Source organism: Microbacterium arabinogalactanolyticum (genome assembly GCF_030268005.1).
Classification (GTDB): Bacteria; Actinomycetota; Actinomycetes; order Actinomycetales; family Microbacteriaceae; genus Microbacterium; species Microbacterium arabinogalactanolyticum.
The window spans coordinates 414,816-440,454 of the sequence record NZ_BRZC01000004.1; the positions used below are offsets into that span (position 1 = coordinate 414,816).

Annotated in this window: 24 protein-coding genes; 9 read left to right on the top strand and 15 right to left on the bottom strand. The window is 70.2% G+C overall.

Annotated elements, in window-relative coordinates:
- Positions 1-24: 24 nt before the first annotated feature.
- The 5 genes from MIAR_RS06490 to MIAR_RS06510 form a co-directional block, all read right to left on the bottom strand.
- Positions 25-1,701, bottom strand: coding sequence for a ribonuclease J (locus MIAR_RS06490; protein WP_285633034.1), 1,677 nt, complete (start codon positions 1,699-1,701; stop codon positions 25-27).
- Positions 1,702-1,765: 64 nt separating this feature from the next.
- Positions 1,766-2,743: a 4-hydroxy-tetrahydrodipicolinate synthase gene (dapA, locus tag MIAR_RS06495; protein WP_285633036.1), complete on the bottom strand. Its 978-nt coding sequence runs from the start codon at positions 2,741-2,743 to the stop codon at positions 1,766-1,768.
- 89 nt (positions 2,744-2,832) lie between these two features.
- Entirely contained in the window at positions 2,833-3,594 is a 762-nt protein-coding gene (locus MIAR_RS06500) for an SDR family NAD(P)-dependent oxidoreductase (RefSeq protein WP_285633038.1), read from the bottom strand.
- Complete coding sequence (locus MIAR_RS06505; RefSeq protein ID WP_285633039.1) at positions 3,594-4,070, bottom strand: dihydrofolate reductase; 477 nt, start codon at positions 4,068-4,070, stop codon at positions 3,594-3,596. Before MIAR_RS06505 ends, MIAR_RS06500 begins: the two co-directional genes overlap by 1 nt.
- Positions 4,067-4,876: a thymidylate synthase gene (locus MIAR_RS06510; protein WP_285633041.1), complete on the bottom strand. Its 810-nt coding sequence runs from the start codon at positions 4,874-4,876 to the stop codon at positions 4,067-4,069. The genes MIAR_RS06505 and MIAR_RS06510 overlap by 4 nt, the downstream gene beginning before the upstream one ends.
- Before the next feature lie 96 nt (positions 4,877-4,972).
- Between MIAR_RS06510 and MIAR_RS06515 the strand changes: the two genes are divergently transcribed.
- The 3 genes from MIAR_RS06515 (at position 4,973) to MIAR_RS06525 (ending at position 6,396) form a co-directional block, all read left to right on the top strand.
- Positions 4,973-5,398, top strand: coding sequence for a TlpA family protein disulfide reductase (locus tag MIAR_RS06515; protein WP_285633043.1), 426 nt, complete (start codon positions 4,973-4,975; stop codon positions 5,396-5,398).
- Positions 5,395-5,883: a DUF4395 domain-containing protein gene (locus MIAR_RS06520; RefSeq protein ID WP_285633045.1), complete on the top strand. Its 489-nt coding sequence runs from the start codon at positions 5,395-5,397 to the stop codon at positions 5,881-5,883. Before MIAR_RS06515 ends, MIAR_RS06520 begins: the two co-directional genes overlap by 4 nt.
- An 87-nt stretch (positions 5,884-5,970) precedes the next feature.
- Positions 5,971-6,396, top strand: a complete 426-nt coding sequence (locus MIAR_RS06525) for an OsmC family peroxiredoxin (RefSeq protein ID WP_285633047.1) — start codon at positions 5,971-5,973, stop codon at positions 6,394-6,396.
- A gap of 24 nt (positions 6,397-6,420) precedes the next feature.
- On the opposite strand, the gene MIAR_RS06530 is transcribed toward MIAR_RS06525, so the two are convergent.
- Positions 6,421-6,864: a hypothetical protein gene (locus MIAR_RS06530; protein WP_285633050.1), complete on the bottom strand. Its 444-nt coding sequence runs from the start codon at positions 6,862-6,864 to the stop codon at positions 6,421-6,423.
- Positions 6,865-6,974: 110 nt separating this feature from the next.
- Here MIAR_RS06530 and MIAR_RS06535 point away from each other — a divergent pair, with 110 nt between their 5' ends.
- Both MIAR_RS06535 and MIAR_RS06540 read left to right on the top strand, forming a co-directional pair.
- Positions 6,975-7,985, top strand: coding sequence for an ATP-binding cassette domain-containing protein (locus MIAR_RS06535; protein WP_285633053.1), 1,011 nt, complete (start codon positions 6,975-6,977; stop codon positions 7,983-7,985).
- Positions 7,982-8,812 (top strand): ABC transporter permease, encoded by an 831-nt coding sequence (locus MIAR_RS06540; RefSeq protein WP_285633056.1) that lies wholly within the window; start codon positions 7,982-7,984, stop codon positions 8,810-8,812. Before MIAR_RS06535 ends, MIAR_RS06540 begins: the two co-directional genes overlap by 4 nt.
- An 81-nt stretch (positions 8,813-8,893) precedes the next feature.
- Here the strand turns inward: MIAR_RS06540 and MIAR_RS06545 are convergent, their stop codons facing one another.
- The 6 genes from MIAR_RS06545 to MIAR_RS06570 all read right to left on the bottom strand — a co-directional run bounded on the left by MIAR_RS06545 (position 8,894) and on the right by MIAR_RS06570 (position 19,248).
- The gene (locus tag MIAR_RS06545) at positions 8,894-12,058 is read right to left on the bottom strand and encodes an ATP-binding protein (RefSeq protein ID WP_285633060.1); all 3,165 of its coding nucleotides are present in this window, start codon (positions 12,056-12,058) and stop codon (positions 8,894-8,896) included.
- Positions 12,055-12,801 carry a 4-hydroxy-tetrahydrodipicolinate reductase gene (gene dapB / locus MIAR_RS06550; protein ID WP_285633062.1) on the bottom strand — a complete coding sequence of 249 codons (747 nt, stop codon included), beginning with the start codon at positions 12,799-12,801 and terminating at the stop codon, positions 12,055-12,057. Before dapB ends, MIAR_RS06545 begins: the two co-directional genes overlap by 4 nt.
- Before the next feature lie 53 nt (positions 12,802-12,854).
- Positions 12,855-13,457: a histidine phosphatase family protein gene (locus MIAR_RS06555; RefSeq protein ID WP_285633065.1), complete on the bottom strand. Its 603-nt coding sequence runs from the start codon at positions 13,455-13,457 to the stop codon at positions 12,855-12,857.
- Between the two features lie 80 nt (positions 13,458-13,537).
- Positions 13,538-14,563, bottom strand: coding sequence for an aldo/keto reductase (locus MIAR_RS06560; protein ID WP_285633068.1), 1,026 nt, complete (start codon positions 14,561-14,563; stop codon positions 13,538-13,540).
- Positions 14,564-14,772: 209 nt separating this feature from the next.
- The gene (locus MIAR_RS06565) at positions 14,773-17,046 is read right to left on the bottom strand and encodes a polyribonucleotide nucleotidyltransferase (protein ID WP_285633071.1); all 2,274 of its coding nucleotides are present in this window, start codon (positions 17,044-17,046) and stop codon (positions 14,773-14,775) included.
- A gap of 261 nt (positions 17,047-17,307) precedes the next feature.
- Positions 17,308-19,248, bottom strand: a complete 1,941-nt coding sequence (locus MIAR_RS06570) for a GDSL-type esterase/lipase family protein (RefSeq protein ID WP_285633074.1) — start codon at positions 19,246-19,248, stop codon at positions 17,308-17,310.
- A gap of 143 nt (positions 19,249-19,391) precedes the next feature.
- Between MIAR_RS06570 and MIAR_RS06575 the strand changes: the two genes are divergently transcribed.
- Positions 19,392-20,003, top strand: a complete 612-nt coding sequence (locus MIAR_RS06575; protein ID WP_285635659.1) for a DedA family protein — start codon at positions 19,392-19,394, stop codon at positions 20,001-20,003.
- A gap of 5 nt (positions 20,004-20,008) precedes the next feature.
- A complete protein-coding gene (locus tag MIAR_RS06580) occupies positions 20,009-20,182 on the top strand; it encodes a DUF5302 domain-containing protein (RefSeq protein ID WP_285633077.1) in 174 nt (57 codons plus the stop codon).
- Positions 20,183-20,273: 91 nt separating this feature from the next.
- Here MIAR_RS06580 and MIAR_RS06585 read toward each other — a convergent pair whose 3' ends face one another.
- A complete protein-coding gene (locus MIAR_RS06585) occupies positions 20,274-21,671 on the bottom strand; it encodes a cation:dicarboxylate symporter family transporter (protein ID WP_285633080.1) in 1,398 nt (465 codons plus the stop codon).
- A gap of 144 nt (positions 21,672-21,815) precedes the next feature.
- Between MIAR_RS06585 and MIAR_RS06590 the strand changes: the two genes are divergently transcribed.
- Both MIAR_RS06590 and MIAR_RS06595 read left to right on the top strand, forming a co-directional pair.
- On the top strand, positions 21,816-23,090 hold the full coding sequence (locus tag MIAR_RS06590; RefSeq protein ID WP_285633083.1) for a sensor histidine kinase: 1,275 nt from the start codon (positions 21,816-21,818) through the stop codon (positions 23,088-23,090).
- A complete protein-coding gene (locus MIAR_RS06595) occupies positions 23,087-23,776 on the top strand; it encodes a response regulator (protein WP_285633086.1) in 690 nt (229 codons plus the stop codon). Before MIAR_RS06590 ends, MIAR_RS06595 begins: the two co-directional genes overlap by 4 nt.
- 12 nt (positions 23,777-23,788) lie before the next feature.
- Here the strand turns inward: MIAR_RS06595 and MIAR_RS06600 are convergent, their stop codons facing one another.
- Both MIAR_RS06600 and MIAR_RS06605 read right to left on the bottom strand, forming a co-directional pair.
- Entirely contained in the window at positions 23,789-24,433 is a 645-nt protein-coding gene (locus MIAR_RS06600; protein WP_285633088.1) for an FMN reductase, read from the bottom strand.
- Between the two features lies 1 nt (position 24,434).
- Positions 24,435-25,634, bottom strand: coding sequence for an LLM class flavin-dependent oxidoreductase (locus MIAR_RS06605; RefSeq protein ID WP_285635662.1), 1,200 nt, complete (start codon positions 25,632-25,634; stop codon positions 24,435-24,437).
- Positions 25,635-25,639: the final 5 nt, after the last annotated feature.

Genomic DNA, 25,639 nt, shown 5'->3' on the forward strand with positions numbered 1-25,639 from the left:
GTAATGACGCGGGTTTCCGCGGGATCAGGCCTCGATGACGAGCGGCACGATCATCGGGCGCCGACGCAGCTTCTGGTTCACCCAGCGGCCGATCGTGCGACGCACGATCTGCGAGAGCGCGTGGTTGTCGCGCACGCCGTTTCCGGCGGCCTCCTTGAGGGCCGCGACGATCTTCGGGGCCACGTCGTCGAAGACGCTGTCGTCCTCGGCGACGCCTCGGGCGTGGATCTCGGGGCCGGAGATGATGCGTCCGGTGGCGGAGTCCACCACCACGATCACCGACACGAAGCCCTCCTCGCCGAGGATGCGGCGGTCCTTCAGATCCGCGTCGGTGATCTCGCCGACAGTGGACCCGTCGACGTACACGAACCCGATGTCGTGCTGCCCTGCGACGGTCGCCTTGCCGTCCTTCAGGTCGACGACCGTGCCGTTGGAGCCGATGATGGTGTTCTCCTCGGCGATGCCGGTGTCCTGCGCGAGCCGGGCGTTCGCCATCAGGTGGCGGTACTCGCCGTGCACGGGCAGCACGTTCTTCGGCTTGAGGATGTTGTAGCAGTACAGCAGCTCGCCTGCGGCGGCGTGGCCGGAGACGTGGACCCGGGCATTGGCCTTGTGCACGACGTTCGCGCCGAGCTTGGTGAGCCCGTCGATCACGCGGTACACGGCGTTCTCGTTGCCGGGGATCAGGCTGGAGGCCAGGATGACGGTGTCACCGGGCCCCGGCTCGATGGCGTGGTCGAGGTTGGCCATCCGGCTGAGCACGGCCATCGGCTCGCCCTGCGAGCCGGTCGACATGTAGACGATGCGGTCGTCGGGAAGGTCGCGGGCCTTCTTGTAGTCGATGAGCACGTTCTCGGGGACGTGCAGGTAGCCGAGCTGCTCGGCGATGGTCATGTTGCGCACCATGCTGCGGCCGAGGAACGCGACACGGCGGCCGTGCGCGTGCGCGGCGTCGATGACCTGCTGCACGCGGTGCACGTGGCTCGAGAAGCTCGCCACGATCACGCGGCGCGGCGCCTTGCCGATCACCTGGTCGAGCACCGGGCCGATGGAGCGCTCGGTGGGCGTGAAGCCGGGGACGTCCGCGTTCGTGGAGTCGACCAGGAACAGGTCGACGCCCTCCTCGCCCAGGCGGGCGAAGGCGCGCAGGTCGGTGATGCGGCCGTCCAGCGGCAGCTGGTCCATCTTGAAGTCGCCGGTCGCGAGCGCCAGACCCGCGGGCGTGCGGATCGCGACGGCGAGCGCATCCGGGATGGAGTGGTTCACAGCGATGAACTCGAGGTCGAACGGACCGACGCTCTCCTGCTGCCCCTCGGTCACCGTCAGCGTGTACGGCTTGATGCGGTGCTCCTTGAGCTTCGCCTCCACCAGCGCGAGCGTCAGCCCGGAGCCGATCAGCGGGATGTCCTGCTTGAGCCTCAGCAGGTAGGGCACCGCGCCGATGTGGTCCTCGTGGCCGTGCGTGAGCACGACGCCAACGATGTCGTCGAGGCGGTGCTTGATGGGCTCGAAGTCGGGGAGGATCAGGTCGACGCCGGGCTGGTGCTCCTCGGGGAACAGCACACCGCAGTCGACGATGAGGATCTTGCCGCCGTATTCGAAGGTGGTCATGTTGCGGCCGACCTCGCCGAGACCGCCGAGGGGCGTCACGCGGAGCGTGCCCTGGGCGAGCGGTTCGGGAGCGGCGATGGGGATGGACATGGGTGTCTCCTCAGTCGGACACCGAGTGCCCGTTCGTGGTCGGGCGCTCCACGCGCCCGGGATGTCAGCGCGTGGTGCCGTGCACCTTCGGCAGTGCGCCGCCGGCGGCGGCGTTGCGGTCGGGACGGAAGTTGGAGAAGTCGGCACCGGGCACGTCGTGGACCAGCGCCAGCTCGTCCTCGATGATCGCGGCCTCCCACTCCTCCGGTCCCACCAGTGGCAGGCGGACTCGGGGGCTGCCGATGCGGCCCAGCCCGTGCAGGATGTACTTGGCCGAGACGGTGCCCGGCACGTGGGTCATGACCGCGCGCACCAGCGGCTCGAGGCGCTTGTGCTCGGCGGTCGCGGTCTTCAGGTCGCCGCGGTTCACGGCGTCGACGATCGTGCGGTACGGCGCCGACGTGATGTTCGCCGTGACGCCGATCATCCCGGTCGCTCCGATCGCGAGGTGCGGGAGCACGTTCGCGTCGTCACCGGAGAAGTACATGAGGTCCGTCTGGTTGAGCACGCGGCTGACCTCGGAGAAGTCGCCCTTGGCGTCCTTCACGGCGAGGATGTTCGGGTGCTTGGCCAGGCGCAGGATCGTCTCGTACTTGATCGGCACACCCGTGCGTCCCGGGATGTCGTACAGGATGACCGGCAGATCGGTCGCGTCCGCGACCAGCCGGAAGTGGGTCAGGATGCCGGCCTGGGTCGGCTTGTTGTAGTACGGCGTGACGATCATGATGCCGTCGGCTCCGGCCTTCTCACTGGCCTTGTAGAGCTCGATCGCGTGCGCGGTCTCGTTGGAGCCGCCGCCGGTGATGATCTTCGCGCGACCGGCGGAGACATCCTTGCCGACCTCGACGAGCTTGATCTTCTCGGCGTCCGTCAGGGTGGAGGTCTCACCGGTGGTTCCGGTGACGACGATGCCGTCGGCGCCGTCGCTGATGACGCGGTCCAGGTGCTTCTCGACAGCGGGCCAGTCCACTTCGCCGTCGGCGGTCATCGGGGTGACCAGCGCGACGAGGACCTGCCCGAACGGATTGTCGATGTGCGTCATGGATTCAGGTTATCGCGTCGGATGCCGTGGCATGCGCCCGATGCCGTGCGCATGACGGCCTGCTCCCCCGCCGGGACCTCACCGAAAGGTCAGACGCGTCCCCGCCGGGCGACGCCCGCGGTCAACGAGCTCGGCAGCACACGCGACAGGGCGACGATGACCTTGTATCGCAGCGACGGGATCGACACGGACCTGCCGCGCGCGGCGTCCCGCAGTCCCTCGCGCACGACATCAGCGGCGTCCAGCCACATCGGCCCCGGCACCCCCTCGTGCCCCGGTGCGAGCCCCATCCGCGCGTGGAAGCTGGTGTGCGTGAAACCGGGGCAGACCGCGGTCACGCTCACGCCCTCCCTCGAGTACTCGGCGTTCGCCCAGCGGCTGAACCCGATGAGCCACGACTTGCAGGCCGAGTAGGTGGAGCGCGAGATGAACCCCGCGACCGAGGCGACGTTGATGATGCGTCCGCCGCGGCCCCGCATGGCGCGGATCCCGGCGTGCATGAGACGCATCGACGCCTCGACGTGCACGCGCAGATGGCGCACCTCGTCCTCGATGTCGTTGTCGGCGAACTGCAGTGGCAGCCCGAAGCCGGCGTTGTTGACGAGCAGGTCGATCGGATGCCCGGCATCCGCGATCCGCTCGGCGACACGGGTCACGTCGGATTCCTGAGCGAGATCAGCCGCGAGCACCTCGACCGCGACGCCGTGCTGCGTGCGCAGTTCACCCGCCAGGGTGTTCAGGGCATCCGTCCCGCGCGCCACGAGAACGAGATCCGCGCCCTTCGCGGCCAGTTGACGCGCGAACTCGGCCCCCAGACCGGCGCTGGCGCCCGTGATCAGCGCGGTGGGCATCAGCGCTCGTACCCCAGGAAGCGGTAGCCGATGCCCGTGCGGGAGGTCTCCCACTCCCCCTCGTCGACCAGTCGCCAGCCATCCCGCGAGGGGGCGAATGCGTCGCCCACGACCCGCAGGTCCAGCTCGGTGACCTCCAGCCGATCGGCCTGACCGATCACCTGGCGGAAGATGTCGGAGCCGCCGATGAACCACATGCGATCGAGCCCGCGGACCGCCTCGTCGATGTCCGCCGCGCGCCGCACGCCTTCCTCCGCCCAGTCCTGCTGCCGGGTGATGACGATGTTCTCCCGGCCCGGAAGGGGACGGAACCGCTCCGGGAGCGACTCCCAGGTGCGCCGGCCCATGATCACCGGGTCGCCGAGAGTGATCTCCTTGAAGTGCGCGAGGTCCTCGGGCACATGCCAGGGCATCCCGCCTGCGGCGCCGATGACGCCGCCTTCCGCCTCGGCCCAGATCAGCCCGGCCCAGCTCATACGGCCACCGCCGCGCGGATCGCGGGGCGGTGCTGGTAGCCGACCACCTCGAAGTCCTCGTAGCGGTAGTCGAGGATCGACTCCGGAGTGCGCGTGATGTTCAGTGTCGGATACGGGAACGGCTCGCGCGTGAGCTGTTCGCGCACCTGGTCGACATGGTTGTCGTAGATGTGGCAGTCACCGCCGGTCCACACGAAGTCACCGGGCTCCAGGCCCGTCTGCTGGGCCACCATCAGGGTCAGCAGGGCGTAGGAGGCGATGTTGAAGGGCACGCCGAGGAACAGGTCGGCGCTGCGCTGGTAGAGCTGGCAGGAGAGCTTGCCGTCGGCGACGTAGAACTGGAACATGGCGTGGCAGGGCGCCAGGGCCATGTCGGGGATGTCGGCCGGGTTCCAGGCGGAGACGATCAGGCGGCGCGAGTCCGGCGTCGCCCTGATCTGCTCGATCACCTGGGAGAGCTGGTCGATGCTCTCACCATCGGGCGTGGGCCACGAACGCCACTGCACGCCGTACACCGGGCCGAGATCGCCGTCCGCATCCGCCCATTCGTCCCAGATCGAGACGCCGTGCTCCTGCAGCCAGCGCACGTTCGAATCGCCGCGCAGGAACCACAGCAGCTCGTACGCGATCGACTTGAAGTGCACGCGCTTGGTCGTGATGAGCGGGAAGCCCTGGGACAGGTCGAAGCGGATCTGCCTGCCGAACACACTGGTCGTCCCCGTGCCGGTGCGATCGTCCTTGTGGGTGCCGTGCTCGAGCACGTCGCGGAGCAGGTCTTCATAGGGCGTGGGGACGGCGGCGCTCATGCCTGCCACGATACCCGCCGGGGCGGGGTCGGAGGCGTTCCGTCATGATCCGTCACATCGGATCCCGCATCCAGCGGACGGACTTATCCTCGGCTCATGTCCCCGATCCTCGCGCTGCTCGTCCTGGGGGCGCTCGTCGTGATCGCCGCCGTGGCCGGCGTCGTCTGGCGCGCCCGCGACGGCCGTCGTCGCCGTGGATCCGATGTCGTCGACCTCACCGACCTGGGGGTCACGCCCGGGCGCGTCACGCTGGTGCAGTTCGGCACCGAGACGTGCGCTCGCTGCCCGCAGGTACGACGGATGCTGCAGGGCATCGCATCCGCTCTGCCGACCGTCGACCACGTCGACGTGGACCTGACGCACCGCCCCGATCTGGCTCGGGCGCACCGTGTGCTCAGCACACCGACGACGTTCCTCATCGGAGCGGACGCCGTTCTGGCCGCCCGTTTCAACGGCGTGCCGCGCCGCGCGGACGTCGAGGCCGCACTCAGCGAACTGCCCGTCCTCCAGGAGGCTTCATGACCGACACCGCTCCCGCCGCACCGCGCGGCATCGATCCGCGCGCGCCGCGCTTCGCCGCCTGGATCACCTCCGCACTTCTGCTGGTGGCGACCTTCCTGGGCCTGATCGGGATCGGCGGGTCGCGCTTCGACCCCGCGTTCGTGCTGACGGTCGTGATCGCGCTGCTGTTCCTGTGGGGCGTGGTCTCCCCCACGACGTCTCCGTGGAGCGTGCTGTTCCGCCGCGTGGTGCGGCCGCGTCTCGCCCCGCCGACCGACCTCGAGGATCCCCGACCGCCGCGCTTCGCGCAGGGCGTCGGCCTGTTCGTGGTCGGCGTCGGGCTGCTCCTGCACGTGCTGGGCGTCCCGCTCGCGCTGCCGATCGCGACGGCCATGGCGTTCGTCGCCGCCTTCCTGAACGCCGCTTTCGGCTTCTGCCTCGGCTGCGAGCTCTACCTGCTGCTGCAGCGCGCCGGCGTGTTCGGACGCGGTCCCCGCGCGGCCTGACCGGTACCGCCGGAGCCGCCTCCTGGATAGGCTTGCGAAGCGACGCGAACCCGCGTCCACCGCATGATCGCGACCCCTGGAGGAAACATGCCCGTCACCAGCGAAGCCGCCGCCACCTGGACCGGTTCCCTGACCGAGGGATCCGGCACCGTCGCGTTCTCGAGCTCGAACCTCGGCACCTTCCCGATCGACTGGAAGGCCCGCAGCGAGGGCTCCGACACGACCACCACGCCCGAGGAGATGATCGCCGCCGCTCACGCCTCCTGCTTCAGCATGGCGCTCTCCCACGCGCTGACCGAGAACGGCACCCCGCCCGAGCGCGTGAACACCTCGGCATCCGTCACCTTCAAGCCCGGCACCGGCATCACCGGCAGCCACCTGAACGTGAACGCCACCGTCCCCGGCCTGACCCCCGAGAAGTTCCAGGAGATCGCCGAGGGCGCCAAGACCGGCTGCCCGGTGTCGCAGGCCCTCGCCGGCATCGAGATCACCCTCGAGGCCAGCCTGGCCTGATCGCCTCGGCGGTCCTGCGGGACGTCAGGGACGGACGCGAGCGAGGCGGATCGCCTCGCGGATGCTCGCCCTGGCGTCCTTTCTGCGTCCGGACGCCTCCTGCACGACACCGAGCCGGTACCGGGCGCGCCAGTCGTCGGTGTCCGCGTCGGCCGCCGTCGTGTACTGCGCGATCATCGGCTCGACGTCCTCACGGAGCAGGCGCCCGCTCGGGCTCAGGGCCTCCGGTGCCTCGGGCATCCCACCCTCCCCGTCGAGCTGACGCCCGAGCCGGTCGGCGGAGAATCCGAACATCAGCTCGCGCACGAGCGCCCATCCGCCGATCACCGCGATGACGATCAGGCCCACCCCGAACGCGATCGACAGCGGAGTCGCGGCGGAGAACATGAGCACGGCGAACCAGGCGGCGACGACGACGTACAGGAAGAGCGCCGCGCCCATGACTGCGACGCCGATGCGAGAGCTCATGTCTCAATCCTAGGAGCGCGCGGGGGCGACACCGTCCCGCGGACAGCGACTGACAGTCGCCGACAGCGAACCGACAGTGCGACGACAGCGGCCGGGCGGATGCTCGTCACATGACGAACTCCACCTCAGAATGGGCCATCGCGGCCGACGGACTCGTGAAGGTGTTCGGTGCGAACCGCGCAGTCGACGGCGTCGACCTGCGCGTGGCCACCGGCACCGTCTACGGAGTCCTCGGCCCGAACGGCGCCGGCAAGACCACCACCATCAACATGCTCGCGACTCTGATGCGTCCGGACGGCGGAGACGCCCGCATCTTCGGCCATGACGTCGTCCGCGAGGCGCACATCGTCCGCCAGCTCATCGGCGTGACCGGCCAGTTCGCCTCGGTCGACGAGACGCTGTCGGCGAACGAGAACCTGATGATCTTCGCGAGGCTGCTCGGGCTGACCCGCTCCGAGGCCCGCGCCAAGTCCGCGGATCTGCTCGAGCGGTTCGGGCTCACCGAGGCGGCGCGCCGTCCGCTCGCGCAGTTCTCCGGCGGCATGCGCCGACGCCTCGACCTCGCCGCCTCGCTCATCGCCCAGCCGCCGCTCATCTTCCTCGACGAGCCGACCACCGGCCTGGACCCGCGGACCCGCGGACAGATGTGGGACACCATCCGCGAGCTGGTCCGCACCGGATCCACCGTGATGCTGACCACGCAGTACCTCGACGAGGCAGATCAGCTGGCCGACCGGATCGCCGTGATCGACCGCGGTCGCGTCGTCGCCGAGGGCTCGCCGGACGACCTCAAGGCATCCGTCGGAGCATCCTCGCTGCAGCTGAGACTCACGGAGCCCGCGGACGCCGAGGACGCGCTGCGCGCGATCGAGCGCGTGCTCGGCGTGCAGGGCGTGCTCTCGCCCGAGGCCGCCCGCATCACCGCTCCGATGACCGACGCCGATCGGGTCGCGGACCTGCTCATCGTGCTCCGCGAGGCCGGCATCGGCCTCAACGAGATGAGCGTGCAGAAGCCCACTCTCGACGAGGTCTTCCTCACCATCACCGGTCACTCCACCGAGGCGGACACCGACGACACCGCGGCCCCGGCCGCCTCACAGAAGGAGGAGGTGCGCGCATGAGCACTCTCGCCCCCACTGCCACCCGCATCACCCCGGCGTCCGAACGCCGGCTCAAGAACCACGCCGGTCTCGGCCTCGCGCTGCGCAACACCATCACGATGGCCGGGCGCGGGCTCATCAAGATCCGCCGAACGCCGGAGCAGCTGATCGACGTCACGCTGCAGCCGATCCTGTTCACCCTGATGTTCACCTACATCTTCGGCGGCGCGATCTCAGGGGACGTGCAGTCCTACCTGCCGGTGATCATCCCGGGCATCCTGGTGCAGACCGTGATCACCACCTCGGTCGTCACCGGCGTGCAGCTCCGTGAGGACATGGACAAGGGCGTGTTCGACAGGTTCCGATCCCTGCCGATCGCACGCATCGCCCCACTGTCCGGCGCACTGCTGGCCGACACGGTCCGTTATGCGATCGCCACCGTGCTCACGTTCACCATGGGTGCGCTGATGGGCTTCCGTCCCGGCGGAGGCATCGCGTCGGTGATCGCGGCAGGACTGCTCGTGATCCTGTGCTCCTGGGCGGTCAGCTGGATCTTCGCATTCTTCGGGGTGATCGCGCGCACGGCGTCGAGCGTGCAGGGCATCTCGATGCTGATCCTGTTCCCGCTGACCTTCCTCTCGAACGCTTTCGTCCCGGTCGACACCATGCCCGGCTGGCTGCAGTGGTTCGTCAACATCAACCCGGTCTCGCACCTGGTGACGGCTGTCCGCGATCTCACGGCGACCGGTGCGTTCGGTGCGGATGCCTGGATCTCGATCCTCGGCGCAGCCGTGATCGTCGCGATCTTCGCACCGCTCACCGTGCGGGCGTACATGCGCAAGGCCTGACGCCACAACAGAGGGACGTCCGCCGCCGGCGAGCGTCCCTCTCGGCGTCCACGGTCCCGCGTGCCGTCCGGCGCGGCGCGATCAGCGCCCCGCGAGCACCGCCAGGCCGCGCTCGACCCGCCGCCCCGCGGGCAGCGCGGCGATCTCCGCACGCACTCGTGCGACGGTCGCCGGACCGGCCACGCGCTCGGCATCCGCCAGATGCGCCGCGAGGTCGAGCGTCGGCATGTTCTGCCTGCCGCCGAGGATCTCGGACAGCGCGACGGCCTCGACCGCGCGCTCGACGTCGCCGGGGCTGCGGAGCGCCCACGCCGACCAGCCCAGCAGCGCGGTGCCCAGAACGGGTCGGTCCACCCCTTCGCGGCGCTGCCTGCAGGCGGCGATCGTCCGGGTGCGCAGCCTCCGCTCCCAGACGGCGCACTCCTCGGCGCTCAGGCGCAGCGACCGGACCGCCGCCGACAGATAGCCCGACATCGCCATGAGGTACCAGGGCGAGCGTCGCGTGGCCGGTTCGGCGAAGGCCCGCATCGCTGCCGTGAACGACGCGGATGCCGCAGCGGCATCGCCGTCCAGAAGATCCGCCTCGGCGAGCCCGTACCGGCCGATGGAGGTGAGCTCCAGGCCCTCCTGGCTGAGACCGCCCTCGTCGACGAGTCGCTGGAACAGGGGGCGAGCCTCGCCGGTGCGCCCCAGGCGCAGCAGCGCGCCGCCGCGGACCCAGTCCTGCTGGCTCAGCTGATCCTGCGCGTCGTACTCCCGGAAGACCTCGGCGGCGCGGTCCAGCCAGACCAGCGCCTCCTCGGCGTCCCCGGTCTGCGCGGCCAGCTGGGCGGCGAGATCGGCGGCCATGCCCTCGGCCCACCGCTCGCCGATCCTCCGGGCCCGCGCCCAGGCGCTGCGGGCCGCGTTCATCGCGGACTCCGCCTCACCGTCGTTCTCCTCGGCCTGGGACACGAGGATGTCCGCGGCGAGCTGCGCACGCGGGTCGGTCTGCCCCGCACGGATCCCCGCCGCGCTCGAGGTCTCTCCGCGCGCCGCGGCGTCGAGCGCCTCGGTCAGCAGCTGCCAGGCGGGGGCGAGATGCTCTCCGGCACGCGCCTTGTGCAGCCGCAGCAGTGCCAGGCCTCTGGTCGCCCGGGGATCGCCGCTGATCAGGCATCCGAGCACGCCCATCGCCAGCGTGATGACGATCCTGTCCGCGAGGATCCGGTCAGGATCGGACGAGGCGGCCGCATCGATCATGCGCGGCGCATATCCGATGAACTCCGTGAAGGAGCCCCGGATGAACCAGGACTGGCCGAGTACGGCGAAGAGCAGCACGGCGTCGGCATCGCGGCGCTCCGTCAGCAGATGCCGCAGGATGTGGACGAGGTTGTCGTGCTCCCGGACGACGGCCAGATGCTGCGCAGCGGTGAGGCCCGCGGGGAACAGCCGCCCTCCCTCGCCCTGCTCACGGGCGAACGCGGTCGCCCAGTCGATCACGGCCTCCCAGGCCGTCCCCTCGCTTCCGGCGTCCTGCAGTCGCTGCTGACCGAACTCGCGCACGGTCTCGAGCATCCGGAAGCGCACCTCCGCGCCCGCGGCGCTCTCGATCACACCGAGGAGGGAGTGCGAGACCAGCATGTCGAGCACGTCATCTCCCTGCGCATCGCGGAGCACCGCCTCGGCGATCGATGCGGAGAATCCGCCCGGCAACACCGAGAGCAGAGCGAGCGCGCGCTGCGCCTCGGGCGCCAGCAGGTCCCAGCTCCACTCGATCACCGCCTGCAGGGTGCGGTGCCGCTCCGGCGCGGATCTGTCGCCGGTCGTCAGCAGCGCGAATCGGTTCTCGAGCCGCGACTCGATCTGCTCGGGCGTCATCGTGCGCACGCGTGCGGCGGCGAGCTCGAGCGCCAGCGGCAGCCCGTCGAGGTGGCGGCACAGCCGCGCGACGATCTCGAGGTCGAGGGTCGCACCGGGACGGGCGGCGTGCGCCCTCTCCATGAAGAGCCGGACGGCAGGAGCCGCGGGATCGGCGTCGATCGTCAGCGGATCGAGCGGCAGCACCTGCTCGGCGGCGACCGCCAGCGGCGTGCGGCTCGTCGTGACGATCCGCAGCGTCGGCACGGCCGCCAGCAGCTCGGCTGCGCACTGCGCGGCACCGTCGATGACCTGCTCGCAGTTGTCCAGCACCAGGAGCGTGCGCCGCTCCCCCAGCATCGCCGTCACGCGCGCCATCAGGTCGGGTCTCGGCACCGTCTCGTTCATCCGCCGGCCGGCCGTGATCTCGCTGATCCCGAGTACGGCGGCGACCGCGATCGGCACCCCGGTGTCCTCCCGGACGCCGGCGAGGGGGACGACGACGACCGCGGGCGCATCGGCGTCGAGGGCGATCGCCTGCGCCAGCCGCGTCTTGCCCAGGCCGCCGGCGCCGAGGATCGTCAGAAGCCGCGTCCGCGCGAGCAGTGCTTTCGCCTCGCGCAGCACGTCATCACGGCCGATGAGCTCGTTCGGAGCGGCCTGGACGCCGATGCGCACCCGCGCCCCGACCTGATCCGAGGTCTGCAGCAGCCGCGCGTTGAGCTCGACTGCGGCGGGGGACGGCGACGCACCGAGCTCGTCCCGCAGTCGAGCGCGCAGGTCGGCGAAGACCGAGAGAGCCTCGGGCGCGCGGCCGGCGCGCGCCAGCGACTCCATCAGCGCCACGTGGACGCTGTCGTCGAGTGGGCGCTCGCCCGCCAGGGCAGCCAGCAGCGAGATGGCATCGGCGTCTCGACCGTCGTCGGAGTAGGCGGCGGCGAGACCGGAGCGGATCGTGTCGAGCAGCGCGCTCGCGGTGCGGGAGAGCTCTCCGGCCACGGGTGCGTCACCGAGATCGAGGCCCGGCTCGCCGCGCCACAGCGCGACCGCGGACTCGAGCAGCTCGATCCGCCCGGGATCCCGATCAGACCGGCTCGTCGCCTCCAGGACGATCTCCCGCGCTCGCTGCAGGTCCGTATCTTCGGCGCCCAGGGCGTAGCCGCCCGGAGCGCTGCGTACGAGTGCCGAGCCGCCTGCCGCGCGTGCCCTGGAGACCAGCGTCTGCAGGGCGGCCTTCGGATTCTGCGGCTGGTCCTCGCCCCAGATGTCGTCGGCGAGAGCCACGACGGAGCGGACCGTGCCGCTGCCGGTCAGCGCGAGCGCGGCGAGCAGCGCTCTCATCGCCGCGCCGCCCGCGTCGTGGCCGGCCACCTGCACCGGGCCGAGCACGCCGACGGGGAAGGTCATGCCTTCGGGCGCAGGCCGAGGTCGATGATGTTCTCGAGTCCGATCACGAGGTCGCGGTTGTCGCGCGCGAACGGCACCGCCAGCCGGATGCCGGGTGCGTAGGCGGCTGCGGAGTCCACCGTGTCGTGCACGATCGTCAGGGACTCCCCTGCGCCGGACAGGATCGCCTCCTGCCTGGCGATCACGCCCGGCCGACGCAGGGAGTGCACCGGGATGCCCGCGACCTGCTGCCCCCGGGCGCGCTGGTCGACGTGCGGGGCGGCGAACGGTCCCTGCTCCTCACGCGCTTCGGCCATCTGCTCCGCGGTACGCACCGCGGTGCCGCTGGGAGAGTCGATCTTGGAGTCGCGATGGGCTTCTACGATCTCGGCGAAGGGGAAGAACGGCGCGGCGGCGGCCGCCAGCGCCGTGCCCAGCGCAGAGCCCAGCGAGAAGTTGGGAATGTAGACCACACCCGTCCCGGCGGAGGCCTGCAGCGGACGCACCAGGGAGATGCGCTCCTGAGACCAGCCGGAGGTGCCGACGAGGATGCTGATCCCGCGCTCGATCGCCGCGCGGACCACCTCGATGCTCACGGCCGGGGTGGACGCGTCGACGACGAGGTCGGCACCGTCGAGCTCGCTGAGATCGCTCGCGGAACCGAGGACATTGCGCACCTCGAAGCCGTCGAGCTCGTCGATCACCGCGTGGATGATGCGGCCGAGCTTGCCTGATCCGCCGACGAGGGCAACCTGAGTGGTCATGTCACCAGTCTAGATTCGCCGCGCGAGCGTCTCCGACCCGTGACAGGCGCCCGTCAGACCGAGGGGACATCGGGAAGACCCGTGCGCAGCTCCATCGGCAGATGGCCGAGATCGTTGTGACTGATCAGCGTCCACGGCCGGCCCTGCTTCTGAGCGATCACGCTCAGCCCGCAGTGCGCCTGATTCAGCGTCATCCAGCGCCAGTCCGGCGCACCCAGCACCTCGCGGACGAACCACGAGATCACGAAGTTGTGCGTGATGAGCACCTCGTGCACCTCGCCGTTGCGGCGACGGAGGAACTCGCCCACCGCGTCCGACATCTGCGCCGAGCCGGCCTCGATCTCGGCCTCGCTGACCGACCCGAAGAAGGACTCGTAGGCCGCAGGGGTGTCCTCCGTCATGCCGGTCGGAACGCAGTCGAACAGCAGTGCCGAAGGCACGGGGTCGACCGAGGGCAGCCGCTCCGCGATCGCGCGCGCGGTCTCCGTGGCACGCAGCAGCGGGGAGTGCCAGACGGCGTCCAGCGGGAGGCCCGAGAGACGGTCGGCGATGAGCTCGGCCTGTCGTTGTCCTCGCGGCGAGAGGGGTCCGTCATCGATGCCGTGCTCGGCATCCTGATGTTCACCGTGTCTGACCAGATATATGTAGTGCGTCACAACCCTGCTCGCTTCGTGCCGCCGCATCGCGGCTTCTCCAGCTTAGCCGCCCGACGGACACCCGCACCGGCGAAGCCGGATCAGGCGCCCGCCCGGGTGAGTTCGGCGATCTGCGCACGCGAGAGCGTGATGCCCGCGCCCTGCATGAGCTCGTCGACATGCGCGGTCGCGAACGCATTGACGATCGGTGCCACCACCGTCCGCTGGGCCAGCAGCCAGGCGATCGACACCGCCGCGACAGGTACGGAGAGCTCGGCGGCGATCACGTCCAGCGCCCGGAGCACGCGGATGCCGCGGCGGTTCAGCTGACTGCGCAACTGCTGCCCTCGCACCCCGCTCATGGCGGACTTGCTGCGGTGCTGTCCCGACAGGAACCCGTGCTCCAGTGCGTGCGAAGGGGTGACCGCCAGCCCCTGGGCGGCGGCCACCAGTCGCAGATCGCCCTCGAAGGCGGTGCGGCGCACCAGGTTGTACGGTTCGTCCAGCACGTCGAGACGGGGATACCCGGCGGAGGCCAGGATGCGCGCCTCGACCAGGCGCTCGGGCGCGAAGCTGAATGCGCCGACGGACGCGATCTTGCCGGCGTCCCGCAGCCATTCGGTCGTTGCCAGGGTGTCCTCGAGGTTCGTGGTCTCGTCCAGCGACGCGTCCAGATACAGCACGTCGATCCGCTCGACGCCGAGCCGCGTGAGCGACCCCTCGACGGCGCGCACGAGGTTCACCGACCCCAGCCCGGGGTTGTCGGCGTGCGCTCCGATCCGCACGCTCAGCACGAGCCCGTCGCGGTCCGCGCGCGAGCGCATCCACTGGCCGATGATGTGCTCGCTGCGTCCGCCGGAGAAGCCGTCGGCGGTGTGGATCGCGTTGCCCCCGAACTCGATGTAGCGGTTCAGCAGCGCGTGGCTGGTGGACAGGTCGACGTTCCATCCGAACTCCGCGGCGCCCAGCATGAGCGGGAAGATCGAGAAGCCGGTCTCCCCCAGTGGCACCCGGATGTTCTCGCCGACGCCGGGGCCGACGACGGGGATCGGGGCGGAGGGATGCTCGTCGAGGGCCTCGTCCGGGCGCGACCGCTGATCGGCCGTGCCGACTCCGAAGATCCTCATCTCTCACCCCCGCGAGATCCGCAACCCGCCCCGGGGTGCGTACTTCGAGGGTAAGCGAGGATCTCCGCGGCGATGAACACTGCGACAGCGGTGACGAGAAGTTCTCGTAACGATCCGGTCACATCGGATACGACACAGGGCCCGGCGCCGTGCTCATGCACTGCTCCGGGCCCTGCTCAGGGATGCCGGCTCACCGGCATCCGACGGGATCACGCCTCAGCGGGCTCCTCGACCTTCTCGCCCTCGGCGGGCGCGTCATCGAGCACGGGCTCGAGAGACAGCTTGCCGCGGTCGTCGATCTTCGTGATCTTGACGAGGATCTTCTGGCCGACCGAGAGGACGTCGTCGACGTTCTCGACGCGCTTGCCACCGGCGAGCTTGCGCACCTCGGTGACGTGCAGCAGGCCGTCCTTGCCGGGCAGCAGCGAGATGAAGGCGCCGAAGCTGGCGATCTTCACGACGGTGCCGAGGAACTGCTCGCCGACCTCGGGGTTGGTGGGATTGGCGATCGCGTTGACCTGGGCGCGGGCGGCCTCGGCCGACGGACCGTCGACGGCGCCGATGTAGACGGTGCCGTCCTCCTCGATGGAGATCTGCGCGCCGGTCTCGTCCTGGATCGCGTTGATCGTCTTGCCCTTCGGGCCGATCAGCTCACCGATCTTGTCGACCGGGATCTGCACGCTGATGACGCGCGGCGCGGTGGGCGCCATCTCGTCGGGAGCGTCGATCGCGGCGTTGAGCACGTTCAGGATGGTCAGACGCGCGTCGCGGGCCTGAGTCAGCGCGCCGGCCAGCACCGACGACGGGATGCCGTCGAGCTTGGTGTCCAGCTGGATCGCGGTGACGAACTCGCTGGTGCCGGCGACCTTGAAGTCCATGTCGCCGAGCGCGTCCTCGGCGCCCAGGATGTCGGTGAGGGCCGCGTAGCGGGTCTCACCGTCGACCTGGTCGGAGACCAGGCCCATCGCGATGCCGGCCACAGGTGCGCGCAGCGGCACACCGGCGTTCAGCAGCGACAGGGTCGAGGCGCAGACGGAGCCCATCGAGGTGGAGCCGTTGGATCCGAGGGCCTCGGAGACCTGACGGATCGCGTACGGGAACTCCTCGCGGGAGGGCAGCACCGGGACGAGGGCGCGCTCGGCCAGGAAGCCGTGCCCGATCTCGCGACGCTTCGGCGACCCGACGCGACCGGTCTCACCGGTGGAGTAGGGCGGGAAGTTGTAGTGGTGCATGTAGCGCTTGCTCGTGGTGGGCGACAGCGAGTCGATCTGCTGCTCCATCTTGAGCATGTTCAGCGTGGTGACGCCCAGGATCTGGGTCTCACCGCGCTGGAAGATGGCCGAGCCGTGCACGCGCGGGATGACCTGCACCTCGGCGTCCAGCGGACGGATGTCGGCCAGGCCACGACCGTCGATGCGCACGCCCTCGGTGAGGATGCGGCCGCGGACGATCTTCTTGGTGACCGACTTGTAGGCGCCGGAGAACTCGGCCAGTGCCGACTCGGGGAGAGTGCCCGCCTCGACGGCCGCGGCGAGCTCGCCCTTGACGCGGTCCTTGATCGCGTCGTCGGCGTTCTGACGCTCGATCTTGTCGGCGATCTGGTAGACGCCCACCAGCTCGTCGTGCGCGCGCTCGTTGACGAACGCGAAGGTTTCCTCCGAGTACGGCAGGAAGACGGGGTAGACGCCCGGCTCCTTGGAGGCGTGCGAGGCGAGCTCGGCCTGCGCCTTGACCAGCTGGGCGATGAACGGCTTGGCGGCCTCGAGACCCTGCGCGACGATGTCCTCGCTGGGCTTGGTGGCGCCGGCCTTGATCAGGTTCCAGCTGTTCTCGGTGGCCTCGGCCTCGACCATCATGATCGCGACGTCCTCGGAGCCGTCCGCCTTGGTGACGACGCGACCGGCGACGACGAGGTCGAAGACGGCCTCCTCGACCTGAGCGGCGTTCGGGAAGGCGACCCACTGGTCGGCGTGCTCGCCGTGACCGGGGATGAACGCCAGGCGCACACCCGCGATCGGACCGGAGAACGGAAGACCGGAGATCTGGGTCGACGCGGATGCCGCGTTGATGGCCAGCGCGTCGTAGAACTCGCCCGGGGCGATCGACAGCACGGTGATGACGATCTGGACCTCGTTGCGCAGGCCGTCGACGAACGACGGGCGCAGCGGGCGGTCGATCAGGCGGCAGACCAGGATCGCCTCGGTGGAGGGACGGCCCTCGCGACGGAAGAACGAGCCGGGGATCTTTCCGGCGGCGTACGAGCGCTCCTCGACGTCGACGGTCAGCGGGAAGAAGTCGAAGCCTTCGCGCGGGTGCTTGCCTGCGCTGGTGGCCGACAGGAGCATGGTCTCGTCGTCGAGGTACGCGGCGACGGAGCCCTGCGCCTGCTGGGCGAGGCGTCCGGTCTCGAACCGGACGGTGCGGGTGCCGAAGCGACCGTTGTCGAGAACGGCCTCGGTGGCAGTGATTTCAGGACCTTCCAAGAGGTCTCTCCTTCTTTGTTTAGGCTCGCGCGTCCGTATGACGCGCGAGTTCTCGCGAAGGAGCGGATGCGGGCAGATATAAGCGCGCGGGCATTCCCGCGAATCTCGCCTGCGCTGGCCACCAGTAGAAGATCACCCGGCGCCGTGTGCGACGAGGAACCCACCACAGGGGACCAGCTTCTCAGCCGACCGCTCCGTACTAAGTCGATATGCAGTTTGACGGATGCCACAGGCATCCTCCACAAGCCTACCAGTGCGATCTCAACCGGCGTGTTCGCGCACGCGGGCGTCGTTGCGCGCTATGTACACCCAGTCGTCGTGCTTGGCCACGCGGCCGTCTCCCGCCGTGCGTCCGTGCAGCCGCCGCCAGACCCAGGGCAGCGCGTGCCGTCGCCACCACGTGCGGCGCGGGATGTGCTCGTGGTCGTGCAGGGACTCGTCCAGCATGCCCAGGGCCTCGGCATGCGGCACGCCCAGCGCCTCGCCCACCCGATAGGCGAGGAAGCGGTGGCCTCGGCTGGAGAGGTGCACGAGGTCCTCGGCCCAGTTCGGGCGACCTCCGAGCATCGGATGCAGGTCCGCGTCGATCAGGATCGCGCCGGTGCGCTGCGCGACCGCGGCGAGCGCGCTGGCGTATGCGGCGAAGCGGCGGGCGTAGACGGCGGAGGCCGCGCGGCGCGGCAGCATCGGCGTAACCAGGACGACGTCGGCTCCGGCGGCGCGCAGCTGCGTGACGGTCTCCTCCACGCGCGCGGCGAGCGCGGAGACGTCGGCGCGGACCCGCACCAGGTCGTTCGACCCGACGAACACCGAGGCGAGGTCAGGCCGCAGTTCGAGAGCGCGCCGCAGTTGCGGGCCGCAGACGTCCGAGACCCGTCGTGAGCGCACGGCGAGGTTCGCGTAGTGCAGTCCGCCGCGAGCGGCGAGCAGCAGCGCCAGCCGATCGGCCCACCCGCGCTCGATGCCGTCCTCCCCCGGGTCGCCGAGGCCCTCGGTGAGCGAGTCGCCGAGGGCGACGAAGCGCTGCCAGCGCCTCCCCCGCTGCGGTTCGGCGGGCTCCGGTCGCCGCGTCCGGGGAACGCGCAGCGTGCGATCCAGCGCGTGCAGCCGCTGCGCCTCCTCGAATCTCTCCACGAGCTGATCGCAGACAGCCGTCCAGCTGCGGCCCTCCACGGCCTCGCGCCCGGCCCGGCCGAACGCGCGGCGCTTGCGCTCGTCTCCCGCGAGATCGCGCACCCGCATCCGCAGATCGTCCAGGTCCCCGGGCCGGTACAGCCAGCCGTCGATGCCCATGCGCACCAGATCCAGTGGACCGCCGCGCCCGGTGGCGATCACCGGGACGCCGCTGGCGTGCGCCTCCTGCAGGGTCTGCCCGAAGGTCTCGCTCTCTCCGGGGTGCACGAAGATGTCGAAGGATGCCATCGCCCGGGCGAGCTCGGTGCCGGAGAGGTGGCCGAGGAACAGGGCATCCGGGAGCAGGGACTCCAGGCGGGCACGGGACGGCCCGTCGCCGACGATCACCAGGCGGATGCCCGGAATGCCGCGCAGCGCATGCAGGTCCTCCACCTGCTTCTCCGGCGCGAGACGGCCCACGTAGCCCACCGTCACCAGGCCGGGGCTGCGATGCTCCCACTGCTCGTCTCCGGCATCGGGGTGGAAGCGCTCGGCATCCACTCCCCTGCCCCACCGGCGCACCCTGTCCACTCCGAGCCCGCTGAGCTGCGCCTCAGACTCGCTCGAGGGCGCCAGGGTCAGAGTGGCGCGGCGGTGCAGCCGTGCGAGATGACTCTCGGCGAGGGAGGTGGTCAGCGCCACCCCGTAGCGCGACGTGTACGCCGCGACGTCGGTCTGGTACGCGGCCACCGTGGGCAGGGCGAGCCGTTGGGCCGCCACGACGCCGCGCCAGCCGAGGGCGAACGGCGATGCCAGGTGGACGACGTCCGGCTGGAACCGGCGCAGCGAATCGACGACGCGCCCCGTCGATGTCATTCCCACCCGCACATGCCGATAGCCGGGCAGCGGCACGGATGCCACGGTGTCGACGCGCGCGCCACCGGAGCGCAGCGGCGTGTCGGGAGCGGACGGGGCGATCACGTGCGCCTGATGCCCGGTGCGCTCGAGGTGGCGCAGGATCTGCAGCACGGATCCGGTCACGCCGTTCATGTGCGGGAGGAAGGACTCGGTGACGATCGCGACTCTCACCAGGCCAGGATGCCCGGGCGAGACGCACGGAACGGGTGGAATCGGCGTCGGGAGCCGAGTGTTCACCCGATGCACGGATGCCGGTCATCTCCTCACCTGCCGGCCTCCTTCCGTTCACCAGGATGAGCGACAGTTCCGCTGTGATGCCGGAACCTCTGCTGCAGCTGCTGACCGGGCCCTGGGGTCTCGTGGTGATGTGCGCTCTCGTCGTCGGAGACGCGTTCCTGGTCGTCATCCCCGGTGAGATCGCCGTCACCGCGCTCGGCGCGATCGCGATGTCGCAGGGGTCTCCGCCGCTGCCGGCCGTGATCGGGCTGGCCGCGGCCGCCGCCTGGTGCGGCGATGTCGCCTGCTATCTGGTCGGGCGCACGGCGGGCGTGGAGCGCTGGCGCTGGATGCGCACGCCCCGCGTGCGCGCCGCCCTCGACTGGGCGCGACGCCGGTTGTCGAGCGGGACCGCGACCGTGCTGTTCACGGCGCGCTTCGTGCCCTTCGCCCGGCTCGCGGTGAATCTCGTCGCCGGCGCGTCCCGCGTCCACCCGCCTCGTTATCTCGGTCTCGCCGCCGTCGCCGCGACGGGCTGGGCCGCCTACCAGGCCGCCGTCGGCGCAGTTGTCGCGGCGCTCCTCCCGGGCGGCCCGCTGGTGGCGGTGGTCGTGTCCGTGGTCCTCGCGGTCGCCCTGGGTGCTGCCATCGACCTGATCACGGCGCGGCGGTCGCGCTCGCGTCCCGCGGATGCCGACCGGCTAGGCTGACGGACATGAGCGAAGACAAGGCAGTCTCCTCCGAGGAGATGAAGCGCAAGTTCAAGGAAGCGCTCGACCGGAAGAACGCGAAGAACCAGGGCGGCGAGGCGCACCTCGACGGCGATTCCGCCGTGCACGCGACCCCCGCGCCGCAGATGAAGCGCGAGTTCCGCCGGAAGAGCGGCTGAGCCCGTACCCACGTACGACGCAGGCCCGCGATGCTGCTGCATCGCGGGCCTGCGTCGTTCCGCCCGGTGGTCTCCAGGCATCCGGCGCCGCTCAGCGCTGGGCGGCGCCGACCTGTGCGCTCTCGGCCTGTGCACCCTCGATGTGCGCCTTCGCGCCGCCGTGGCTGTCGACGCCGTCCAACGAGGACTCGTCGAACGGCAGCTCGCCGCTGAGCACGAGGCGCACGCGATCGCGGTCGATCTGCTTCGTCCAGGTGCCGATCAGCAGCGTGGCGACGGCGTTGCCGGTGAAGTTCGTCAGCGCGCGCCCCTCGGACATGAAGCGGTCGATGCCCACGATCACGCCGACGCCGTCGACCAGGTCGGGACGATACGCCTGCAGACCACCAGCCAGCGTCGCGAGTCCCGCTCCCGTGACGCCCGCCGCACCCTTGCTGGCGAGGATCATGAACACCAGCAGGCCGATCTGCTCCGTGATCGACATCGGCTGCCCCATTCCGGTGGCGATGAACAGCGAGGCCATCGTGAGGTAGATCGCGGTGCCGTCCAGGTTGAACGAGTAGCCGGTGGGCACGGTGATGCCGACGACGGGCTTGGAGACGCCGACGTGCTCCATCTTCGCGATCAGGCGCGGGAGGGCGGACTCGGACGATGAGGTGCCGACGATGAGCAGGTACTCACGGCCCAGGTACCGCATCAGGCTGAAGATGCTCACCCGGGAGCCCAGCCACAGCACGGTGCCCAGCACGACCACGATGAAGACGATGCAGGTGATGTAGAACGCGACCATGAGGATGCCGAGGCTCCAGATCGCCGCCAGACCGGTCTTCCCGACGACCGCCGCGATCGCGCCGAACGCGCCGACCGGAGCCAGCCAGAGGATCATGCCGAGGATGCGGAAGACCAGCAGCTGCAGGTTCTTCACCGCCTCCATGATCGGGGCACCGCGATCACCGAGGCCCTGCAGGGCGAATCCGGCGAGCAGTGCGATGAACAGCACCTGCAGCACGCTCTCGCCGGTGAAGGCGGAGAAGAACGTCGTGGGGATGATCCCGAGCACGAAGTCCTGCGCGGTGGACGCCTCGGTGGACGCGGCCTCGTAGCTGGAGCCGGCCATGTCGAGCCCCGAACCCGGGTGGATGATGTTCCCGACCACGAGTCCGATGGCGAGCGCGAAGGTCGACATCACCATGAAGTAGACCAGCGCGAGCCCGCCGATCCGACCGACCGTCGCCGCCTTCGCGATGGAGCCGACCCCCACCACGATCGTGCAGAAGATGATCGGCGCGATCATCATCTTGATGAGGGCGACGAAGCCCTTGCCCAGCGCCTCGAAGCTCTGCCCCACCTCGGGCCAGATCAGCCCGACGAGCGCGCCGAGCACCACCGCGATCAGCACTGACACGTAGAGCCAGGTGTGCTTGTCCCACGACTTCCTGCCGCGCCGCCGCGGGAGCCTCGGGAACCCGAATCCGCTTGTCATCGCCATGTTTCCTCCTCGATCATGAACGTCGTCGTGTCATGCCGGACGGCGTCCTCGCCGTCGGTTCCTCCACCGTCACGGACTTCTCATCGGGGTGCCATTTGTGGTCGTATTGGTCGCGAGCAGCGCAGCGGACGACGGGAGGCGTGGATGAAGACCGTGGCCTCCCACTCACGCAGCGCCGCGTCCCGCGTCTTCGTGGTCCTGATCGCGGCATCGCTGATCCTCGCGGCTCTGGTGGCGGCCTTCCTGGTCTTCGAGACGCAGACCGCCGCGCACGACGAGGCGGAGCGCGTCACTGCCGCGACCGCAAGGACACTCGCCGTGTCGCCCCTCGTCGCCGAGTCGCTGGAGGGCGACCGCGAAGCGGCATCCGCAGCCCTCGAGCCCTACGCACTGGCGGTCACCTCCCGAGCGGGCCTGGACTTCATCACCGTCATGACGCCGGACGGCACGCGCGTCACGCATCCCGACCCCGACGAGATCGGCAAGCACTACCGCGGCACCATCCCCGCCGAGAGCCGGGAGCTGACAGAGGTCTTCACCGGCACGCTGGGGCCCTCGGTGCGCACGATCGTGCCCGTGACGGACACCGCGGGCCGGCTTGTCGGCTGGGTGGCCGCGGGCGTCACGACCGAGTCCATCTCGGAGACGCTGGTGCGCCGCCTCCCCCTCACGGTCGCGATCACCGCCGTGCTCGTCCTGCTGGGCGCCGTCGGATCGATGGCGGCCCGTCGCTTCACCCGTCGCATCGCGGGCGACCTGCCTGCCGGAGAGGTCCGCGATGCGGTGTCCTCGTACGAGTCGTTCCGCACACTCGGGGAAGCGCTGCGAGCGCAGACCCACGAGCACGGGAACCGCATGCACACCGCAGTCGCGCTGCTCGAGCTGGGCCGCACCGACGAGGCGATCGAGATCCTCACCGAGACGTCCCGGCAGAGCCAGACGCTCGTGGACCAGGTGACGGCGCAGCGCCACGGCGACCCGGCGGTGGGCGCGCTGCTGCTGGGCAAGGTGTCCCAGGCGAGGGAGCGCGGCGTCGACCTTCGGCTGCACATCGCGCAGGATGCCCCGTCCTCGGGGCTGTCGCCCATCGACAGCGTGTCCGTGATCGGCAACCTCATCGACAACGCCTTCGACGCGGCGGCCGCCTCCGACGACCGCTGGGTCGAGGTCGGGATGCGCCCGATGGCGGACGGCGGCCTCGCGATCGCGGTGTCGGACAGCGGCACCGGTGTGCCGGTCGAGTTGCGCGAGCAGGTCTTCTCGCCGGGCTTCTCCACCAAGCCGGCCGGGGCGGAAGGCCGCGGCGTCGGGCTGGCGCTCGTGCGCTCCGTCGTCGCCGAGGCGGGCGGAGAGGTCCGCATCCTGGACGATCCGAGCACGTTCCTGGTCGAGCTCCCCAGGCCCCGGAGCCGCCGATGATCCGGACGCTGCTGGTCGACGATGATGCGCTCACCATGGAGCTGCACCGCAGCTACCTCGCACGTATGAGCGGGTTCGAGCTCGCAGGCGAGTGCACGAGCGCGCGGGCGGCGATGACGGCGGTACTGGAGCGCCCGGGAGCTCAGGCGTTCGACCTCGCTCTGCTGGACATCACCATGCCCGACGGCTCGGGCGTCGACGTGCTGCGCACCATCCGCACGCGGGCGGCCGCGATCGACGTCATCGCGATCACGGGTGTGCGGGATGCCGAGACGGTGCGGCAGATGGCGGCGCTGGGCGTGTTCCAGTACCTCGTGAAGCCGTTCCCGTTCGCGGTCTTCAGCGAACGCCTCAGCGCCTATCGGGAGTACAAGCAGCGTGCGCTGGCCACCGAGGGCGAGGCCACGCAGACCGAGATCGATGCGCTGCTGGGCCGCGTGCGCCCCGCCGTCCCCCTTCCCAAGGGTCTGGCGGCCGAGACGCTGGCGCGGGTGTCCGCCGTGCTGCGCGCATCCGGTCCGCTGTCAGCGACCGGTGCCGCGAACGCGCTGGGCATGTCCCGGGTCGCCGCCCGCCGGTATCTCGAGCACCTCGCCGACGACGGGGTGGCTGTGCGGGAGGCGCGCTACGGCACGCGCGGACGGCCGGAGACCCAGTACCGCTGGAGTCTCCGGCCGCCACGCTGACCGATCAGTGCCTCACTCCCCGGCGAGGCCTCCGAGCAGGTGACCGAAGGACTTGCCCTTGCCCAGGTAGGTGTCGGGATCGAAGGGGTCGGCGTCGGTCACCGGCTCCTTGCGCGCGATCGCCTCGGCGAGCTCGCGCGCGCCGCGCTCCACACGGGCACTGAGCGGTGCCACGTCGTCGGCTTTCGCACCCCAGTCGCTGGAAGCCGCGAACACACCGGTCGAGACGGGCTCGGCGTGCAGGTAGGTGAACAGCGGGCGGATCGCATAGTCGATGGCGAGCGAGTGGCGCGCCGTGCCCGCGTTCGCGCCGATCAGAACGGGCTTGCCGGTGAGGGCGTCGGGGTCGAGCACGTCGATGAACGACTTGAACAGGCCCGCGTAGCTGGTCGAGAAGATCGGCGTGACGGCGATGACGGCATCCGCCGACACGACCCGGTTGATCGCCTCCTCCAGGGGTGCCGGCGCGAAGCCGGTGAGCAGGTTGTTCGTGATGTCGTGCGCGAGGTCGCGGAGCTCGATCACGTCCACCTGCACGTCGATGTCGCGCTCGCGCAGAGCCCTCGCGGTCTCGGCGGCCAGTCGATCTGCCAGCATCCGCGTCGAGGACGGGTTGGACAGGCCGGACGAGACGACGGCGATGCGGCGCTCGCTCATCTCACGCCTCCTTCCGGGAGAGGCCGAACGCCGCGCCGGCGGGAGCCGGGGCGTCCTGGTACGGGGAGCCCGCGGTCAGGTTGTCGCCGCGGTTCGCGGCGGGACGCGCCTCACGAGCCGGACCGTCGCCGTAGACTGCCTTCACACGGGCCGCGTGGGTCGGAGCATCCGGCACCGTCGCGGGACGGTCCTTCGCCAGCTCCTTGCGCAGCACGGGCACGACCTCCTCGCCGAGCAGGTCGATCTGCTCGAGCACCGTCTTCAGCGGCAGGCCCGCGTGATCCATGAGGAACAGCTGGCGCTGGTAGTCGCCGAAGGTGTCGCGCATGGCGGCGTAGCGGTCGATGACCTGCTGCGGCGAGCCGACGGTCAGCGGCGTCATCTCGGTGAAGTCCTCCATCGACGGGCCGTGGCCGTAGACCGGGGCGTTGTCGAAGTACGGACGGAACCGGTTGACGGCGTCCTGCGAGTTCTTGGCGATGAACGCCTGGCCGCCGAGGCCCACGATCGCGGTCTCGGGTGCGCCGTGACCGTAGTGGCTCCAGCGCTGGCGGTACAGCTCGATCAGGCGCTGGTAGTGCTCCTTCGGCCAGAAGATGTTGTTCGCGAAGAAGCCGTCGCCGTAGTAGGCGGCCTGCTCGGCGATCTCCGGCGTGCGGATGGAGCCGTGCCAGACGAACGGCTTGACGCCGTCGAGGGGGCGAGGCGTGGCGGTGAAGCCCTGCAGCGGAGTGCGGAACTTGCCCTCCCAGTCCACGACGTCCTTGGTCCACAGCTCGTTCAGCAGGGCGTAGTTCTCGATCGCGAGCGGCAGGCCCTGACGGATGTCCTGACCGAACCACGGGTACACCGGCCCGGTGTTCCCGCGGCCCATCATCAGGTCCATGCGGCCGCCGGAGAGGTGCTGCAGCATCGCGTACTCCTCGGCGATGCGCACCGGGTCGTTCGTGGTGATCAGCGTCGTCGAGGTCGAGACGATCAGCCGCTCGGTCTGCGCGGCGATGTACGCCAGAAGCGTGGTGGGGCTGGAGGAGAAGAAGGGCGGGTTGTGGTGCTCGCCGATGGCGAAGACGTCGAGACCGACCTCTTCCGCGTGCGTGGCGATCGTCACCGCCGCCTGGATACGCTCGCGCTCGCTGGGCGTGATGCCCGTGGTCGGGTCCTGCGTGATGTCGCTGACCGACATGATGCCGAACTGCATACCGG

Bases quoted from the DNA above. Each gene is read 5' to 3' on its own strand.
- MIAR_RS06490 (WP_285633034.1), bottom strand. From the start codon at position 1,701: ATGTCCATCCCCATCGCCGCTCCCGAACCGCTCGCCCAGGGCACGCTC.
- dapA (WP_285633036.1), bottom strand. From the start codon at position 2,743: ATGACGCACATCGACAATCCGTTCGGGCAGGTCCTCGTCGCGCTGGTC.
- MIAR_RS06500 (WP_285633038.1), bottom strand. From the start codon at position 3,594: ATGCCCACCGCGCTGATCACGGGCGCCAGCGCCGGTCTGGGGGCCGAG.
- MIAR_RS06505 (WP_285633039.1), bottom strand. From the start codon at position 4,070: ATGAGCTGGGCCGGGCTGATCTGGGCCGAGGCGGAAGGCGGCGTCATC.
- MIAR_RS06510 (WP_285633041.1), bottom strand. From the start codon at position 4,876: ATGAGCGCCGCCGTCCCCACGCCCTATGAAGACCTGCTCCGCGACGTG.
- MIAR_RS06515 (WP_285633043.1), top strand. From the start codon at position 4,973: ATGTCCCCGATCCTCGCGCTGCTCGTCCTGGGGGCGCTCGTCGTGATC.
- MIAR_RS06520 (WP_285633045.1), top strand. From the start codon at position 5,395: ATGACCGACACCGCTCCCGCCGCACCGCGCGGCATCGATCCGCGCGCG.
- MIAR_RS06525 (WP_285633047.1), top strand. From the start codon at position 5,971: ATGCCCGTCACCAGCGAAGCCGCCGCCACCTGGACCGGTTCCCTGACC.
- MIAR_RS06530 (WP_285633050.1), bottom strand. From the start codon at position 6,864: ATGAGCTCTCGCATCGGCGTCGCAGTCATGGGCGCGGCGCTCTTCCTG.
- MIAR_RS06535 (WP_285633053.1), top strand. From the start codon at position 6,975: ATGACGAACTCCACCTCAGAATGGGCCATCGCGGCCGACGGACTCGTG.
- MIAR_RS06540 (WP_285633056.1), top strand. From the start codon at position 7,982: ATGAGCACTCTCGCCCCCACTGCCACCCGCATCACCCCGGCGTCCGAA.
- MIAR_RS06545 (WP_285633060.1), bottom strand. From the start codon at position 12,058: ATGACCTTCCCCGTCGGCGTGCTCGGCCCGGTGCAGGTGGCCGGCCAC.
- dapB (WP_285633062.1), bottom strand. From the start codon at position 12,801: ATGACCACTCAGGTTGCCCTCGTCGGCGGATCAGGCAAGCTCGGCCGC.
- MIAR_RS06560 (WP_285633068.1), bottom strand. From the start codon at position 14,563: ATGAGGATCTTCGGAGTCGGCACGGCCGATCAGCGGTCGCGCCCGGAC.
- MIAR_RS06575 (WP_285635659.1), top strand. From the start codon at position 19,392: ATGCCGGAACCTCTGCTGCAGCTGCTGACCGGGCCCTGGGGTCTCGTG.
- MIAR_RS06580 (WP_285633077.1), top strand. From the start codon at position 20,009: ATGAGCGAAGACAAGGCAGTCTCCTCCGAGGAGATGAAGCGCAAGTTC.
- MIAR_RS06585 (WP_285633080.1), bottom strand. From the start codon at position 21,671: ATGGCGATGACAAGCGGATTCGGGTTCCCGAGGCTCCCGCGGCGGCGC.
- MIAR_RS06590 (WP_285633083.1), top strand. From the start codon at position 21,816: ATGAAGACCGTGGCCTCCCACTCACGCAGCGCCGCGTCCCGCGTCTTC.
- MIAR_RS06595 (WP_285633086.1), top strand. From the start codon at position 23,087: ATGATCCGGACGCTGCTGGTCGACGATGATGCGCTCACCATGGAGCTG.
- MIAR_RS06600 (WP_285633088.1), bottom strand. From the start codon at position 24,433: ATGAGCGAGCGCCGCATCGCCGTCGTCTCGTCCGGCCTGTCCAACCCG.
- MIAR_RS06605 (WP_285635662.1), bottom strand. From the start codon at position 25,634: ATGCAGTTCGGCATCATGTCGGTCAGCGACATCACGCAGGACCCGACC.